Consider the following 15,025-nt stretch of genomic DNA (forward strand, 5'->3'; position numbering starts at 1 on the left):
TTGCGTGAGTAAACTGTGGTGAATTGCTCGCTTCCGCAGTGCGGGCTGTCCGGGACCAGGCCCGACGCGGAGGCTCGAGTGCAAGGCATGGGCAAGCGCATATTATTCCGGAAAATATTGCGGCGTCACTGGCTGGTGCTGGTACTCGGCTATTTTCTGGTGTTCGTTGATCCATTCGGCATCAGCACCAGCACCAGCAAAGCCATCTCCCATGCTTTTGATCGCATGGTTTCCCCCTTCTACTCTGCAAATCTCGCCGCCGAAGGGTCAGACTCGGCCGATCTGGTCGACGTTATTCTCATAGACGATTTTTCCATTCGCATGCTCTCCGATGAAGAGAATGGCTATCTCGCGGCAAACGACTGGCCACTGGCCTACAGCGATCACGGCGTAATAATCGATGCGCTGCGGCGGCGGGGTTATGGCACGGTCATTCTCGACACCACGTTTTACCGGGCCCGGAGCACGGATCACAGTTTCGACAGCCTGGTCACCCGGCTTACACATTTTCGCGATAGCGTTGGCATGAACGTAATTCTTAGTGCAGGCGAAGACCCGGATGAGCTTGAGCCGTCGATTCACCCACTGGTCGAGGCTGCTTCCAATGTGGGGTTAACCGGATGGTCAGGCCATGGTGATCATTACCCGTTGGAAAAGGTGCTTCCTGACGGTGACAGAGTTCTGACCCTGGCGGTGGCTGGCTACCGGGCATACTGTCAGAGAACTGGTTGGTCCGGTTGTGAAGATCTGTCGAAGGCGGAAGAAGCCCTTTTGGTCCCTAAGCCTGAAGGCATGCACCTGAACTGGGGAATGCCAGCCACGCGCATGGGACCATCTGTCAACTGCCAGCCGCCTAAACCAGATTCAACTTTTCGCAAGCTGATGTACATCTTGCAGAAAAACGTTTCTGGGCCAGAAACTGTCGATCACGAAAGCCTGCAAACCTGTCCTCCCGTTCCAACAGCTACTTTGAGCGATGTGTTCTGCTCACTGCGCGAATGTGATTCTTTTTTCGAAAACAGCGAGCCCCTCGGAGAACGGATTGCCATGGTAGGTGTTTCCTTACCCTCCGCCAGGGACCTGTTTGATCCGCCCACACCCGGTCGTCTGCCGGGTGTTTACCTGCATGCTGAAGCTCTTCGCAACTTGCTGCTCCATGGGGCGGACTACTTCAAACCGATAGGACTATCACTGAATCTCGGGTTCATCGGGCTGCCCGGATGGTCCGTGGCGCTCGGTCTGCTGGTGGCCTGGCCGATTCTGTTAATCGGTGTCGTTGGTGGGGTCCGACTCATCCTGAATTGGCGGTGGGAAAGAAATAGCCCTTCGCAAGCGTCGCAATGGTCGGAGTTGGCAGTTGAACTCGTTGAGATCGTGATAGTGCTGTTTTTGCTGGGGCTGATTTATTCGGTGACGCTTGCCTGTCACCGAACCCCCGGACCTTTGGCCGATCTGATTGGCCTTACACCGCTGTTGTTGATTGCCATCCGTAAAGAACGAAAGGAGATGGAAAATGAGAGGATATCATCGCTGGGTTGGTTTGCTCGCGCTTATGAGCAGCCCACTCTTGGCCGAAACTCAGTATATCGAAAGCTTCCACGATCATGATCACGCTTTTGTCATGACCCCCGAGGGGGCATTTGTACCTGTGCGTGAGCTTGAACCTGGACTGAAACTGCCTGTTGAAATTACCGGCAAAAAGAACGGGCAGTACCTGTTCACAGGACCGGAAGGCATACAGTACCGGGTGTATGTACCGGAAGTTGTGACCGGTGAACCAATGAAGCCGATCGCTTATTGCGATCAGTCGCCAGTCGTTCTGGCAGACGACTACCGCATAGCCAGCGCACGCGGCGTTGGGGAGGAGTGTAAGTGATGAGACCCTATTTGTTTACAGGGTTTACCCTATCTATATGGCTGTTGCTGGCTGGCTGCAGCACCTCTCCTTACGAATCCGATAAGTGGTCTGAAGACAGAGAATTGCGCCAGAAACACCTGGACGAACTCGTATCCAGAGCGGCGCAGCACAACGCAAGTAGCCGTGACCCGATGGCTGATGCAATATCGTTACGAAGTGACAGCGTCGCGCCCCTCACGGCTGCCTCAGTGACCTTTGAGCTTCAGGCCATTGCCGAAGAACTGTCACAAAGCTGGACGGGAGAACCCTGCCGCTGTCAGGTCCGCCTCGGGCCGAGCTACAGCTTTGGTGGCTTCACTTATCCCCATGGCACCATCGTCATTCAGGCCGGTACTCTGGAGCATCTCGACACCCGCGACGAGGTAGCGGCACTGCTGGCCCATGAACTTTCGCACCTATGGTTGGACCACCACAAAAAAAATGAAATGCAATCCACCACCAAGGGCCTGACCGACCTGGCCCAAGCCATTTCGCTATTCAGTAACGATGACAATGCCAAGGAAACCACCATGCGCGTGGGGGGCTCCACGGATGCCCTGATAGCGGCGGCCGGCTTCACGCAATGGAATCGGCAGCAGGAAACGGAAGCTGATCTGCTGGCGGCAAAAGTACTGGAAAACTCCCAGTACAGCCCCATGGCCATGATTGCCCTGCTGACAAAACTCCAGAAAGGGAAAGAGGATATCCCGATTGCAGGGTCAGCGTATGAAGAAATGGCCGCGGCCGTGGTTAGTAAAATAAAAAAGGAAGATACCGAGATTAGCGATAATCAGATTCAGAAATGGCTGAAATCGGTATCCGGTGATATGGGAGGCCGAGAATATCTGTCCTCTGAGGAACGTCGTCAGATTGCACGCGTCGTTATCTATGGTCTTGAGCCCGCTACGTTGGCCCGTTCTTTCACTTCGATGAAGCTCGACCTGGAAGCGTTGGAGCCGGTGATCTCACTGAAAAACATCCGGGATTTGAAACCAACGAGCTCCTCCTACTTTGAACTTGTTGATCGGGCGTTGGCGCAGGAGCCCGACAACCTCCATCTGCAACTGCTTAAGTTCCGTCGGCTGGAGGCCCTGGGCGACCAGCAGCAGGCAGCAAAGATGGCGGTGGCGTTTATCGCAAGACCGGACGCTACCTTCAGTGCCTTGAGTGAAGCTACCCGTTATCTCGACCAGCACGCGGTACTGAACGAAGAACAACGTAAGTTGATAATGCGAAAGGCCTTGACAAAACTGGTAGAACTGGACTTGCCCGATGCCTACGTGGCAGATCGGTATTATCTTTCCGAGCGGTACGAGGTGCCATTGCACGACACTCTGAATGAAAAGTTATGTATTGCCCGTGCTGGCAAGGTGAGCGTTCGTGAGCGTTGTGAATTAGCAAAGCGGGCGCTGGACCGCAATGCCAGTTTTTATCGGTCACTTGCCCAAGCAGGATTGTAGAAAGGAATGATTTGTGAAAACAGGTTCCTAATCGCAGTGTACTTTTGCTGTACTCAAGATGAGGGAAGGCCCCTTGGTCTCGGTGACCGGACACCGGGATCAAACCGCCCTGTGCGGCTCGCATTAAGAGTGCGGGTTGTGAGCGACAGGGAAAAGGCCGCCAAGAGCGGTCAGGTAAGTGCCCAAGGAGATGAACGAAATTGAACCGTCGATGGGGTGTCGAAACGGTGAATGTTGCTGTCAGAATCGGAGTCCCCGCGAAATTCCGGGAAGAGCTACGACGCAGACTGGTGTCACTGCTCCAGTGAGCGGGAAGCTCAGGCGCTCAAAGTGGTCCTTGAGGAACGGTTCAAAGCCTGCGGTCTGACGCTGCACCCAGAGAAGACGAATATCGTCTATTGTAAGGGTGGGCAACACCGGCAGGGTCGCCGGGGAGTGTACTCCATGGGAGCCATTAGCCAACGGGCAGCAAAAGAGATCCGTACGAAGATCACTGAGTGGCCCTGGAAACGTTGGCGTCAGCGGGAGTTTGGGCAATTTGTCCGGTTCTGCCAGTCCCGAATCCGTGGTTGGATGCAGTACTATGGCCTATTTGGTCGCCGCTACATTCGCAATGTGCTGTTTCACTTCGACTTGCGACTAAGCCGGTGGGCAAAAGAGAAGTACAAGAAGCTCAGGGGACTGATTCAGGCTGCCCGTAGGGTAAATGCCTTGAGGTGGCGACACCCTCGGCTATTTGCGCACTGGGCGGGATAACAGGTGGCGGTTGGGTAATAAGAGCCGTATGAATCGAGAGGTTCACGTACGGTTCTGTGAGAGGCTTTGGGGGCGGTTCCCATTGCCTACTCGACCTCCAAACCGGCGCGTGAGCCGAGCGTTATGTGAGAGGAGTATGGATGAGTTCTACAGTATTCAGAGAGAAGGGATACCGCTTCTTTTTCTTTTCGCGGGAAGAGTCGCTTATGCATGTTCATGTAGTATCAAGAGACGGTGAAGCTAAATTCTGGCTGGAACCAGATCTTGAGCTTGCCAAGAATTACGGATACAACCGGCAGCAATTGAAAGAAATCGAATCACTGGTGGAGGATCACCGCGATGAGCTCGTCAGCGCTTGGAAACAGCACTTCGGCAGTTGAGGTGACAAATATCTCTGCACATGGCGTGTGGCTTCTGGCGCACGACCGTGAGTTTTTCATGCCGTACACCATTTTTGCTTGGTTCAAGGAACAGCCAGTTAGTGCAATTGTGAATGTCGAGGAGCAGTCTCCAGGGCACTTCTATTGGCCTGAGCTTGACGTTGACCTTACGGAAGAAATTATTGAGCATCCCGAGAGGTTTCCAAACGTCGCTCACCACACATAACAGCAAAAACTGATCAGGAAGACGGATTCACCCGACGATAGACAGCTTCCAGCAAGCTATAGAGTCCGAATGAAAACAGGCCAATTGCGACAAAAGCCAGCAGCCATCTGCCGAATGCCTGGCTGCGAAGGGTACTGAACACTTCCGCAAGGCCGCCCGCCTCGTCGGGTTTAAACTGATAGGCGGCAATAATAAAGAAGCTTCCGACAAGCACAAACGCCAGGCCGCGAGTTGCCAGGCCAAAGCGGCAGATGGGGTAGGCCCATTGTTGAGTGCTGAGAGGCATGTCGAAGTGGCGATCAAACTGCGCCTTCCAGCCCTTGATGCCATGAGCGATGCCAGCACCGATGATGGCGAGACCGACGGCGCCAACTAGCCATTGACCAAAGGGCAGTTTCATAAGCTCAGTTGCTGCGCCTTGCGAGCCGCCACCGGAATCTCCGGACGAGGCGGCAAAATGGAAGATAAGATTGGCCGCAAAATATGCCAGTAAAATGTGTGTGATCGCACTCACCATCAGACCAGACCGGATAACAATGCCCTTGGTGTCAGTGCCGTGGTGATCGGTATCTCTCACTGCCTGAATCAGGCGCCAGGTGGCGTACCCTAGCAAGCCAATAGCGACGGCACCTAACAATACACTTCCCCCTGGGGCCATCAACAGTCTTTCCAAAGCGCCTCGGCTACCCTTGGTCTGGCCGCCTTGACCAAACGCTGCTAAAGCTGCCAGACCCCCGATTAGCAGGTATACAATACCTCGCGACGCGTAGCCTGAACGCGCAAATAAAGATAGCGCCTTGTCTTGATCTGTCTTTGCTGCACCTTTAGCCATGGTTTCCTCCTGGAAAATCGTCGTATCCGGGCTTTACAGCATCATAACGCTCTCGAAGCCGTTAGTACCATGTCCTCTGAATTCTGGACAGTTTGTGCGTTGCGTCAAGGAGCGCTGCAGAACCATCGGGAGCTTGAAGGCGCGCGCCAGTATGATAGTTACGAAACTTGACAAAACCGGGGTAAAAGAAGAGTGTCATACGCACTTGTCTGCCCTTTTCCCCGTTGCTCTTCTGGAGGACTGCTCTATGCGTGTATTCTCCAATCCTGTCGGTTCAGGTTCGCTTTGGTTCGATAACCTCGCCACTGCTGACGGTACCCCTGTTGCCTATGATCCCCAGGCCCGGGCTTTTTTGCCCATGCCGCCTTTTTGTGCGAACCGGGAGGTGATCGGTTGCAACTGGATTGCCCCTGAACAAGGTGCTTTCTGCCGATCCTGCGCCATGACAGCACTCGCTCCGGACCCCTCCATAACCGGGGCTTTTCCAAATTGGGCGACGACCGAGGCCGCCAAACGCTGGGCGATCGATAATCTGGGCCGTTGGCACTGGTTCCGGCCCGAAGATCCCGGTGCTCGGCCGGTTTTCCATATGCTCGCTGAGGGCCCTACACCTGTATTCATGGGCCACGCCGAGGGCGTTGTGACCATCAGCGTAGCGGAAGCAGACCCTGTACTGAGTATAACCCGTCGCCAGGCGCTGGATGAGCCGTATCGCACCATGATCGGTCACATGCGCCATGAAATCTCCCATATGCTCTGGTGGCGCCTGAGTCTGCGCCAGGATTTCCTGGATGCGTTTCGGACCATGTTCGGAGATGAACGTGCGGATTACACCGCCGCACTCCAGCGCCACTATAACCAAGGTCCCGCGCCTGATTGGCGGCAGTATTACCTGACCACCTATGCCTCGGCGCACCCCCATGAAGACTGGGCTGAAACCGCTGCCCACTTGATGCACCTGACGGATATCACGGACAGTTTCGTGGCGGCAGGGCTGTCGTCGCCAGAGATCCCGAGCGCGGGCTGGGACCCATACTCTGAGCCGGATGCCTACCGGCTTATCCATATTGCAGCTGGCCTCGCAGTCGGAGTGAACCACATCAACCGCTCCATGGGGTTGTCGGATCTGTATCCGTTTATGCTGTCAGATACGGCGCGCCGTAAGCTTGCCTTTGTTCACGACTGGTTGCGCCGGGGGGCTCAGGGGCTTTAAGGAGTCGTTGGGCTCTGGCCTGATCTGATCCGCCAGTTTTCTAATAATGAGTAAACAGCATGCGCCTATCAGAATGGATCTTGATCAATATGGAGGCAATTCTCCAAGCTTGGGAGGATAACGCCAAAGACCTCTTGCATGACAAATCCGCTTCAAAAGTCGAACGCCGCGATCATGCTAAGGCCATGCTGTTTTCTATTGTTAAAGAAATAGAACAGCCTCAAGCTCAACGACCACGTGAGGGCGAGACCGCAAGGACGCCGACGCCAGTTGAAGTCAGTAAATCTGCCCGTGAGCATGGGCAGGAACGCCGCAAGCTGGGGCTGGATATTGGAGAGCTTGCGGGCGAATTTTTTGCTTTGCGCCGCAGCGTCGTTGAACTTTGGACCCAGGACGCCCACACGATAACCTCGACCGGTCTGGGCGAATTGGTGTTGTTTGACCAGGCCATTGACCAGGCGCTCCTTGGGTCGATCGAAAGCTTTACCAAAGAAAAGGAAAAACAGGAGCGGAGCTTCGTTTCCATGTTGTCGGGTTCTCCGGATCCTACTTTCCTCGTCGACATCAGCGGCCGTATTGTGTTCGCCAATATTGCTACAGCCACTCTGCTGAGCAAGCCGGTAGATCAGCTCGCAGGTGTTGCTGTGGTTGACTTGTGGCCTGAGCAGGATAATGACTTGTCTAGCCAGTTCGAGACCGTCATAGAAATGAAGAAAACCCTTCGCGGCGAAGTTACGGTAGGGGCAGGATCAGATAGACGCTGGTATGAATATATCTATTCACCAGTATTGAATGGCAGTGGTTCGGTCGAAGCCATTGCCGGGGCTGCCCGTGATATTACCGAGCGGCGCAATGCCGAAGCTGAGATCTGGCGTCATGCTAACTATGATCTTCTCACGGACCTGCCCAACAGACGCCTGTTCCGGGACCGTCTGAACCAGCAAACCCGGCATTCCGAGCGCACTGGAGCGCCTTTCGCATTGCTGTTCATCGACCTCGACAACTTCAAAGCAGTCAATGACTCGTTGGGGCATGAAGCGGGCGATCAGCTATTGCAGCAGGTGGCAAAACGTATTCTTGGCTGTGTCCGTGATGAAGATACGGTTGCCCGGCTCAGTGGAGACGAATTCACGGTCATCCTGTTGGACATTGATGACCTGGGGCAGATAGAGCAGCTTGCCCAGAGCATTATCAATGAACTGACGAAACCATTTGATGTCGGAAATCAAAAATCGGATGTCTCCGGCAGTGTCGGTATTGCGCGTTATCCCATGGACAGCGACTCGCCGGACCTGCTCCTGAAACACGCCGATCAGGCCATGTACCGGGCGAAGAAAAACGGTCGCAATCAGGTTTATTATTTTGACTCAGACGCTGAGTGACAATCCAAAGCCCGAGCGATCCGAACCTGATTCCGAATACTATCTGACCTGCTGGCTCGACTCGACTGGGCGGGTTACTTAACTGCATTGGCTTGCAGCGTACCTGCCGTTTGAAGGAGCGCACCATGGGAACCCTGCTGACGATTCTCGCAGTTCTTTTTATTGCTTTGATCATCATTATTCCGCTGATCGAGAAATATGCCCCTAAGGGTGAGGCGCGGGACTACGGCAATATCACACGGTGGGTCATACCGTTGATGGCGCTGGTGGTGGTACTGCAGTTGCTGCGGCATTACTTCATGTAAGGCACCTTCTGGCCCACTAACCAGCGGGACCCCAGAAGCATTAATCTCCCCCCATGTAAATTGACATCAGGTGATCGTCGCCCTTGATGTCGTCCCTGGAGCCGGCGAATTTGCGGTTGCCGCCTGCAAAGACGTAAACACTGTCCGCTACCGGCAGGGCCTCGCGAATGTTCTGCTCCACCATGATTACCCCCACACCCCGTTCGCGCAGGGCCTGCACTCGATCCATGGTCTCGTTAACCAGGGCGGGAGAGAGGCCGGCGGATGGCTCGTCAAGCATCACGAAAGTCGGATCCGGCACCAGGGCCCGGGCGATAGCTACCATCATCTGCTCACCACCGGACAGCGAACCGGCCGGCACGTTGCGTCGTTTTTGCAGGTTCGGGTAGTCGGCAATCAACGCTTCGACCCGCTCTTCCACTTTGTTGGCATCATTCAGCGAATAGCCACCCATGCGAAGATTCTCCATCACCGTGAAGCGCGGGAATACCCCGCCGCCCTGAGGCATCATTACAATGCCCTTGCGTACCATGTCATGCACCGGCAGGCCGGTCAGCTCAGTCTCACCAAGGGTAATTGTGCCAGCCCAGGCAGGTAACAGTCCGGCGATGGCCTTGATCACCGTGGACTTACCGCTGCCATTGGGGCCAAACACACAGGTGATATGGCCCGGTTTCGCGGATATGGAAATACCGTGGACAATTTCCTGTTTACCGTAGCCGGTAACCAGACCTTCGACCTTGAGTTCGTCACTCATTTTCGCCGTCCCAGGTAGGCCCTTTGGACCTCCACGTCATTTGCAATGTCCTCGAAGCTGCCTTCTGCCACAACTCTGCCCTGATCCATCACAATCAAACGGTCACAGATTTCCCGCACCATTTCCATGTCATGCTCGATAATCAGAAAAGTTATGCCGGTATCCCGCAAACGCCGTATGGCATCCAGGATAATGCGACGAATATTGGGGTGAACGCCAGCAGTTACCTCATCCAGCAAGATGACTTTGGGATCTCGCATGCACACCCGGCCAAATTCCAGCAGTTTCTGCTGGCCGCCGGAAAGCTCGGACGCCAGGTTGTCGACCACGTGACTGATCTCCAGCATTTCCATGATATCCGAGGCTCGCTGTGGGGCGCCTTTCCAGTCTCCTTCTACGGCCGCTGCCAGCAGATTTTCACGAACACTCATGTTGTCGAACAGTGAGGGTATCTGGAAGGTTCGGCTGATACCGGCGCGGGCTATTTTCCAGGTCGCCAGGCCGGTAACATCCTTGCCGTTCAGCCATACCTTGCCGTTGTCGGGTTTCTGCCCGCCCGCCGCCAGGCTGAACAGGGTGGATTTGCCGCTGCCGTTGGGGCCGATGACACCGACCACCTCACCGGTGGTTACCTCCAGGCTGACATCGGCAACCGCGGTAATACCGCCGAAGTGCTTGGCCACTGACTCCAGCACCAGTGGTGAGGGTTGTGATGAATGACTCTGGTTTGTCCCCGACGACATCATGCGGCTCCCTAGAGCTTCCGGATTATACGTGAAATCAGCTCATGCCCGCGCTCGCTGCCGCCCTTGAGCAGACTGATCAATCCGTTGGGCAGGAACAACACCACCAGAGCAATGATCAGCCCCAGGATCGGCAGGTAGATAACGGTATCGCCGAAGGTAGCCCAGATATACCGATTGACCACCCATAGAAGAACACCGCCCAGCGCCGGCCCCCAGATTGTACCCAGGCCCCCCAGCAGTGCCATCACCACCATCTGGTCAGTAATCTCGGGGCCCATTACCGAATGGGGATCGATGAACGTGGTCCAGTAGGCATACACACTGCCGAACAGCGCGGTGATGGCCGCAGACAGGGCAAATGACTGCACTTTGACCAGGTTGGTGCGTATGCCCATGGCCTCGGCTGCGGGTTCATGATCGCGCAATGCCTTGAGCCGAAAACCGAACCGGGTATGCTCGATCAGATACCAGACGCCCAGAAAGCTTGCCGCGGTAGCAGCCAACATCGTGTAATAAAAGAAAAACTCATTGAGATAGGCAGGCAGGGAAAGTCCGGCGGTTCCGCCGGTGAAGTCCACGACGGTTACCAATTGCATCAGCATTTCGGCGAATGCCCAGGTAGCAATGGCAAAATAGGCTCCGCGCAGCCGCATGGTGGGTCCGCCAATAATGACGGCGACGACAACCGCCACCGCAATAGCCGGTATCAGCGTGACAAAGAACGGTGCTCCAATTCCTGACTGCATCAGAATGGCTGTGGTGTAGGCGCCAATGCCGAAAAATGCAGAATGTCCAAAGCTGATGTAGCCAGCATAGCCGCCCACAATGTTCCAGGCGCAAGCCAGACCGGCCCACATGAGTGCGCCGGTGGCAATACGCAGTGTATACGCATCAACGAAGCCCGGCAGTAAGGACAATAAGACAAGGCCACCAACAATGGCAGCGAGCCGAGTGACGAGCGTGCGGATCTGACCCGATTCAAATGCCACGGCCAAGAACTCCCTTAGGCGCTACCAGCAACGTCAGAAACAGCACCCCGAACACGATTAACAGTGAATAGCGGGCACCAATGTAAGTCGAGACAAAGGCTTCCAGAAGTCCCAGCGCGAGACCTGCAACCAGGACTCCGCCCACCGATCCCAGGCCGGCCAGTACTGCGACAAAGAAGGCAAACAGGGTATAGCGCACCCCAACTGACGGGTTGACCGAATAAATGGTCGCAATCAATACACCCGCGGAGGCGGTAATACCGGTGTAAATGCCATAAACCCAGGACGACACCCGCTTGACATCAACGCCCATCAAACCGGCATGCTCACGGTTCTGGGCCAGGGCCCGCACAGCCATGCCAAAACGGCTCCGGTAAAGCAGGATGAACAGCCCGAGGCTGATCAGCGCTGCCATGATAAAGGCTGAAAGTCGTAACAACGGGATGGTGACTGCGCCGATAGAGAGGAACTCGCCAGAAAATACCGATTCCACACTGCGGGTGTTGTACGACCAGAGCCAGAGCGCGCCGCCTCGCATCAGCAGGAACAGCCCAAAGGTAAAGGCCAGCGCCATCAGGTCTGGCCTGGCGTAGCGGCTGGTTCGGACATGGTAGATCAGCGGTCCGAGGCCGCGGCCGATCAGGGCAAAGAGCATGAACACCGGGAAAATACTGATGAACGGGTCCATACCGGCCAGAGTTACCAGCCAATAGGCGGTATAGCCGCCCAGCATCGCCCAGCCTCCGACGGCAAAATCGATCACATGCAGTACGCCGAAGGTCAGCTGAAAACCGATAGTCAGGCAAATCAGAATGCCGCCGATCAGCACGCCATTGATAATGGTTTGCAGAAAAAGGTCCAAGGTGTTGCTCCCGGTCGAAACCTACCTCTCCAAGACTAGTCGTTGGATTTCCGTGCTGGCGCTATTATGTTGCGCCCGGCATGGGGTAGATCAGATCACCCTCTGAGGCATCACTGGGAGCAACCGGTACCACCTTACCTTCGTGAATCTGAATGACAGCGGGTATTGGCTTGATATTGTTGTGGTAATGGCTGCCCTCTTTGGCAAAGGCCACCGGGCCATAGAAGGTTTCGATATCGGTGTCTTCGATCGCTTTTGCCAGTTCGGCCCGGGTATTCTGATCCCAGGGTGGCGCCTTGCCGAGACGTCTGGCGGCGTCTTGCAACACCAGACCGCTGGCCGAGCAGGCCGCCTCAGTATAGTCGGGGCGGGTTCCCCAGCGTGAAAAGGACAGGTCGGCGTAGTCTTTTGCACTGCCGAACAGGTCATCCTTGTATGGCAGGCCTTCGGTCCAGAGGGAAACCCCAAGGACACCGTGGGAGTCTTTGCCGGTTTCATTGATGAAAGCGGCTGAGGTAACGCCGTAGTGCATGATAAGGGCTCTTGGCTTGTAGTTGAGCGCCTTGGCGGTATTGACGAAATTGATGAAAACATTCTCATGGCCACCGACCGCAACAATGTCCGGATCCTCCGACTTCAGGTTGGAGATAATAGAGGACAGGTCTGCATTGGCGGGAAATAGCTCAAACCGCTTGAGTTCCAGGTTGGCATCCTTGACCCCGTTACGGAAACCCTCAGCGGTCTCTTTCGAGAAGGGCTCATCCACACCAATGACGGCGGCCGATTTGGCTTTATTGCCCAGGGCTTCCGCCAGCACGGCGATGGACTTGTCAGTGGTCAGGTCCACCGCGGGGATCATGCCGAAATTGAACGGTGGCTTTGCCAGCCAGACGTTCGGAGACTCGGCAGAACCGGAGATCATGGGTACGCGGTATTTTTGGCTGATCGGTTGCACCGCCAGAGTGACGCCGGAGGTATAGGGACCAAAAAGCACGTTGACTTCATCCTGGATAATCAGCCGTTCAGCCGCGTCTGCTCCGGAGGCAGGTCTTGATTGGGCATCACCGTAGAACATTTCCACAGGATAACGCTGGCCCGCTATTTCAATACCGCCGAGCTTGTTTATTTCCTCAGCCCAGAGATCATAGCCCCGGCGCGTTAGGTTGCCACCAAAGCGGTTGTCTCCTGAGAGTGAGGTGACCACCCCGCAACGAATAGTTTTCTCTTGCGCCCCTACGTGAAAAGCCGGGGCTCCCAGAGCTAGTGCCCCACTGCCGATCAGCGAGGTTCTGAGAAACGATCTGCGTGAATATTTGCCAGCCATTTTATTCTCCTCATCCTTATGGGACGTTAGTTTCCGGTTCAGAGGCTCTCCATGTGACTTATAGTTTACTTTTGTCAGTTTTGCGTAACTGGCAAAGCGCTAAACTGTCAGATCCGACTTGCGCCAAATTCGCCCTTTTCGCATCGATGGTGTGCTGCATGTGCAGCCTTCAGAGCGCGCCCTTCGGGGCTTTCAGAGCGATTCACACTCCGCGTTGCGACTTCTTGCAAGGTCCAGACATGACTGCAAAGTCGCGCCTTGATTGTGAATCGCTCTGAAAGCCAGAGACGATCCAGGAGTTAATCAGAAGCTCCTTAGGTATTGGCTGGCGCCTTGAATCGAGCACGCGCGGCACCCATGTAGAGGGATCAGCTAAGCAAAATCGTCAATCGGGAGACCCACCATGCATGTGTTCATTGCAGGAGCTAACGGGCAAATCGGGCAACATCTATTGCGGGAAATGGCAGACAGTGAGCATGAGGCACGCGCCATGATCCGGCACTTGGACCAGGGGCCGGAACTGCAGCAACTGGGCGCTACTGAAACTGTGCTGGGCGATCTGGAGAAAGATTGCAGTGAGGCGATGAAAGGCTGTGATGCTGTTATATTCACAGCTGGCTCAGGCCCCCATACCGGGCCCGATAAAACCGTCGATGTGGATCAGAACGGTGCGATCCAGCTGATAGATACGGCCAAGGCCATGGGAATAAAGCGTTTTATTACGGTAAGCAGCATGCGTGTGGAGGAGCCGGAGAAGGGCCCGGAAAAACTCCGGCATTACCTTCAAGCCAAGCACAACGCCGATGAGCACCTGAAAAACAGCGGGCTGGCTTATACCATCGTTCGGCCGGGTCAACTGACCAATGACGAGGGCACAGGCAAAGTTGCAGTCAGTACGAGGCTGGAAGATTTTGGCAAGATTCCACGACAGGATGTTGCCCGGGTCCTGCTGGCGGTATTGAATGCCGACAATACCGCTAACCGTGTCTTTGATGTGGTCTCCGGTGATGCGCCGGTGGACGAGGCGCTGGCGAAACTGTAACGCAAAGGTCCGTTGGCTGCATCGGTCTGGCGGGGCTGTGAATTACGCAGCCTTTCCCCTACGCTTGTAGGATCCCACTGGCCCGGCGAGACGGTTTGCAGAAGCTATGTCAGATAAAGAGCTACGCACTAAATCCGATAAACAGTCGATCGACCAGTTTATCCACCAGGTTCGCAAGCTGCCCACTCAGGGTGGCGGGGGTGGACAGGGCCGACTCATTTTTGCCCTGGATGCCACCGCCAGCCGTGAGGCCACCTGGGACGAGGCTTGTCATCTGCAAAGCGAATTGTTCGTCGCGACCAGGGATTTGGGCGGCCTCGCTATTCAGTTGTGTTACTACCGTGGCTTCGGGGAGTTCAAAGCCACGGGATTCGTTACCGAAACCGGCCAGTTGCTTGAGTTGATGAACGGTGTTTCCTGCCTGGGGGGGCGCACCCAGATTAGCCGGGTCTTGGCCCATGCGGTAAAAGAAACCCGGGCAAAGGCAATCAAAGCCGTGGTATTTATCGGGGATTGCTGCGAAGAGCCGGTAGACGAGCTCTGTCATACCGCAGGCGAGCTTGGCATGCTGCGAACGCCGGTGTTTATGTTCCACGAGGGCGCCGATGCCCATGGCCGGGCAGTCTTCCAGCAAGTGAGCAAGCTGTCTGGTGGCGCCTATGCTCCCTTTGATCGCAACAGTCCACAGGTACTCAGGGATCTTATGGCCGCGGTCGCGGTCTATGCTTCCGGGGGAGCCAAGGCCCTGCAGGACTATTCCAGCCGCAGCTCCCCTGAGGTCAAGCGCCTGACCGGACAGCTCCGATAGCGCTTGTTGCCATTAATCGTTGGGCTGATCAGTCCGGAGTCTCCGA

General features: G+C 55.4%; 17 protein-coding genes. 11 read left to right on the top strand and 6 right to left on the bottom strand.

What is annotated here, in order from left to right:
* Nucleotides 1–87 precede the first annotated feature (87 nt).
* The 6 genes from WEB64_RS13060 to WEB64_RS13085 all read left to right on the top strand — a co-directional run bounded on the left by WEB64_RS13060 (nucleotide 88) and on the right by WEB64_RS13085 (nucleotide 4,719).
* Nucleotides 88–1,608, top strand: a complete 1,521-nt coding sequence (locus tag WEB64_RS13060) for a CHASE2 domain-containing protein (protein ID WP_368057431.1) — start codon at nucleotides 88–90, stop codon at nucleotides 1,606–1,608.
* Entirely contained in the window at nucleotides 1,568–1,876 is a 309-nt protein-coding gene (locus WEB64_RS13065) for a hypothetical protein (RefSeq protein WP_368057433.1), read from the top strand. Before WEB64_RS13060 ends, WEB64_RS13065 begins: the two co-directional genes overlap by 41 nt.
* Nucleotides 1,876–3,357, top strand: coding sequence for a M48 family metalloprotease (locus WEB64_RS13070; RefSeq protein WP_368057435.1), 1,482 nt, complete (start codon nucleotides 1,876–1,878; stop codon nucleotides 3,355–3,357). The genes WEB64_RS13065 and WEB64_RS13070 overlap by 1 nt, the downstream gene beginning before the upstream one ends.
* A gap of 231 nt (nucleotides 3,358–3,588) precedes the next feature.
* Nucleotides 3,589–4,113 (top strand): group II intron maturase-specific domain-containing protein, encoded by a 525-nt coding sequence (locus tag WEB64_RS13075; protein WP_368057437.1) that lies wholly within the window; start codon nucleotides 3,589–3,591, stop codon nucleotides 4,111–4,113.
* 140 nt (nucleotides 4,114–4,253) lie between these two features.
* A complete protein-coding gene (locus WEB64_RS13080; protein ID WP_368057439.1) occupies nucleotides 4,254–4,493 on the top strand; it encodes a DUF4160 domain-containing protein in 240 nt (79 codons plus the stop codon).
* Nucleotides 4,453–4,719: a DUF2442 domain-containing protein gene (locus tag WEB64_RS13085; RefSeq protein WP_368057441.1), complete on the top strand. Its 267-nt coding sequence runs from the start codon at nucleotides 4,453–4,455 to the stop codon at nucleotides 4,717–4,719. Before WEB64_RS13080 ends, WEB64_RS13085 begins: the two co-directional genes overlap by 41 nt.
* Nucleotides 4,720–4,732: 13 nt before the next feature.
* Here WEB64_RS13085 and WEB64_RS13090 read toward each other — a convergent pair whose 3' ends face one another.
* On the bottom strand, nucleotides 4,733–5,551 hold the full coding sequence (locus tag WEB64_RS13090; protein ID WP_368057443.1) for a DUF1206 domain-containing protein: 819 nt from the start codon (nucleotides 5,549–5,551) through the stop codon (nucleotides 4,733–4,735).
* 151 nt (nucleotides 5,552–5,702) lie between these two features.
* Between WEB64_RS13090 and WEB64_RS13095 the strand changes: the two genes are divergently transcribed.
* The 3 genes from WEB64_RS13095 (at nucleotide 5,703) to WEB64_RS13105 (ending at nucleotide 8,451) form a co-directional block, all read left to right on the top strand.
* The gene (locus WEB64_RS13095; RefSeq protein ID WP_368057445.1) at nucleotides 5,703–6,764 is read left to right on the top strand and encodes a putative zinc-binding metallopeptidase; all 1,062 of its coding nucleotides are present in this window, start codon (nucleotides 5,703–5,705) and stop codon (nucleotides 6,762–6,764) included.
* A gap of 59 nt (nucleotides 6,765–6,823) precedes the next feature.
* Nucleotides 6,824–8,146, top strand: coding sequence for a diguanylate cyclase (locus WEB64_RS13100; protein WP_368057447.1), 1,323 nt, complete (start codon nucleotides 6,824–6,826; stop codon nucleotides 8,144–8,146).
* 125 nt (nucleotides 8,147–8,271) lie between these two features.
* On the top strand, nucleotides 8,272–8,451 hold the full coding sequence (locus WEB64_RS13105) for a hypothetical protein (protein WP_368057449.1): 180 nt from the start codon (nucleotides 8,272–8,274) through the stop codon (nucleotides 8,449–8,451).
* Nucleotides 8,452–8,491: 40 nt separating this feature from the next.
* On the opposite strand, the gene WEB64_RS13110 is transcribed toward WEB64_RS13105, so the two are convergent.
* The 5 genes from WEB64_RS13110 to WEB64_RS13130 form a co-directional block, all read right to left on the bottom strand.
* Nucleotides 8,492–9,208 (bottom strand): ABC transporter ATP-binding protein, encoded by a 717-nt coding sequence (locus tag WEB64_RS13110; protein ID WP_368057451.1) that lies wholly within the window; start codon nucleotides 9,206–9,208, stop codon nucleotides 8,492–8,494.
* A complete protein-coding gene (locus WEB64_RS13115; protein ID WP_368057453.1) occupies nucleotides 9,205–9,951 on the bottom strand; it encodes an ABC transporter ATP-binding protein in 747 nt (248 codons plus the stop codon). The genes WEB64_RS13110 and WEB64_RS13115 overlap by 4 nt, the downstream gene beginning before the upstream one ends.
* Before the next feature lie 11 nt (nucleotides 9,952–9,962).
* Complete coding sequence (locus WEB64_RS13120; RefSeq protein ID WP_368057455.1) at nucleotides 9,963–10,943, bottom strand: branched-chain amino acid ABC transporter permease; 981 nt, start codon at nucleotides 10,941–10,943, stop codon at nucleotides 9,963–9,965.
* Nucleotides 10,933–11,805 (bottom strand): branched-chain amino acid ABC transporter permease, encoded by an 873-nt coding sequence (locus WEB64_RS13125; RefSeq protein ID WP_368057457.1) that lies wholly within the window; start codon nucleotides 11,803–11,805, stop codon nucleotides 10,933–10,935. Before WEB64_RS13125 ends, WEB64_RS13120 begins: the two co-directional genes overlap by 11 nt.
* Nucleotides 11,806–11,869: 64 nt before the next feature.
* A complete protein-coding gene (locus WEB64_RS13130; RefSeq protein WP_368057459.1) occupies nucleotides 11,870–13,129 on the bottom strand; it encodes an amino acid ABC transporter substrate-binding protein in 1,260 nt (419 codons plus the stop codon).
* A 403-nt stretch (nucleotides 13,130–13,532) separates the two neighbouring features.
* Between WEB64_RS13130 and WEB64_RS13135 the strand changes: the two genes are divergently transcribed.
* Both WEB64_RS13135 and WEB64_RS13140 read left to right on the top strand, forming a co-directional pair.
* A complete protein-coding gene (locus WEB64_RS13135) occupies nucleotides 13,533–14,171 on the top strand; it encodes an SDR family oxidoreductase (protein ID WP_368058489.1) in 639 nt (212 codons plus the stop codon).
* 106 nt (nucleotides 14,172–14,277) lie between these two features.
* On the top strand, nucleotides 14,278–14,979 hold the full coding sequence (locus tag WEB64_RS13140; RefSeq protein WP_368058491.1) for a VWA domain-containing protein: 702 nt from the start codon (nucleotides 14,278–14,280) through the stop codon (nucleotides 14,977–14,979).
* The last annotated feature ends 46 nt before the right edge of the window (nucleotides 14,980–15,025 follow it).

It is taken from the genome of Marinobacter sp. (assembly GCF_040882185.1).
GTDB lineage: Bacteria > Pseudomonadota > Gammaproteobacteria > Pseudomonadales > Oleiphilaceae > Marinobacter.

Bases quoted from the DNA above. Each gene is read 5' to 3' on its own strand.
- WEB64_RS13130 (WP_368057459.1), bottom strand. From the start codon at position 13,129: ATGGCTGGCAAATATTCACGCAGATCGTTTCTCAGAACCTCGCTGATC.
- WEB64_RS13100 (WP_368057447.1), top strand. From the start codon at position 6,824: ATGCGCCTATCAGAATGGATCTTGATCAATATGGAGGCAATTCTCCAA.
- WEB64_RS13085 (WP_368057441.1), top strand. From the start codon at position 4,453: ATGAGCTCGTCAGCGCTTGGAAACAGCACTTCGGCAGTTGAGGTGACA.
- WEB64_RS13075 (WP_368057437.1), top strand. From the start codon at position 3,589: ATGTTGCTGTCAGAATCGGAGTCCCCGCGAAATTCCGGGAAGAGCTAC.
- WEB64_RS13140 (WP_368058491.1), top strand. From the start codon at position 14,278: ATGTCAGATAAAGAGCTACGCACTAAATCCGATAAACAGTCGATCGAC.
- WEB64_RS13110 (WP_368057451.1), bottom strand. From the start codon at position 9,208: ATGAGTGACGAACTCAAGGTCGAAGGTCTGGTTACCGGCTACGGTAAA.
- WEB64_RS13080 (WP_368057439.1), top strand. From the start codon at position 4,254: ATGAGTTCTACAGTATTCAGAGAGAAGGGATACCGCTTCTTTTTCTTT.
- WEB64_RS13115 (WP_368057453.1), bottom strand. From the start codon at position 9,951: ATGTCGTCGGGGACAAACCAGAGTCATTCATCACAACCCTCACCACTG.
- WEB64_RS13070 (WP_368057435.1), top strand. From the start codon at position 1,876: ATGAGACCCTATTTGTTTACAGGGTTTACCCTATCTATATGGCTGTTG.
- WEB64_RS13105 (WP_368057449.1), top strand. From the start codon at position 8,272: ATGGGAACCCTGCTGACGATTCTCGCAGTTCTTTTTATTGCTTTGATC.
- WEB64_RS13060 (WP_368057431.1), top strand. From the start codon at position 88: ATGGGCAAGCGCATATTATTCCGGAAAATATTGCGGCGTCACTGGCTG.
- WEB64_RS13090 (WP_368057443.1), bottom strand. From the start codon at position 5,551: ATGGCTAAAGGTGCAGCAAAGACAGATCAAGACAAGGCGCTATCTTTA.
- WEB64_RS13135 (WP_368058489.1), top strand. From the start codon at position 13,533: ATGCATGTGTTCATTGCAGGAGCTAACGGGCAAATCGGGCAACATCTA.
- WEB64_RS13095 (WP_368057445.1), top strand. From the start codon at position 5,703: ATGATAGTTACGAAACTTGACAAAACCGGGGTAAAAGAAGAGTGTCAT.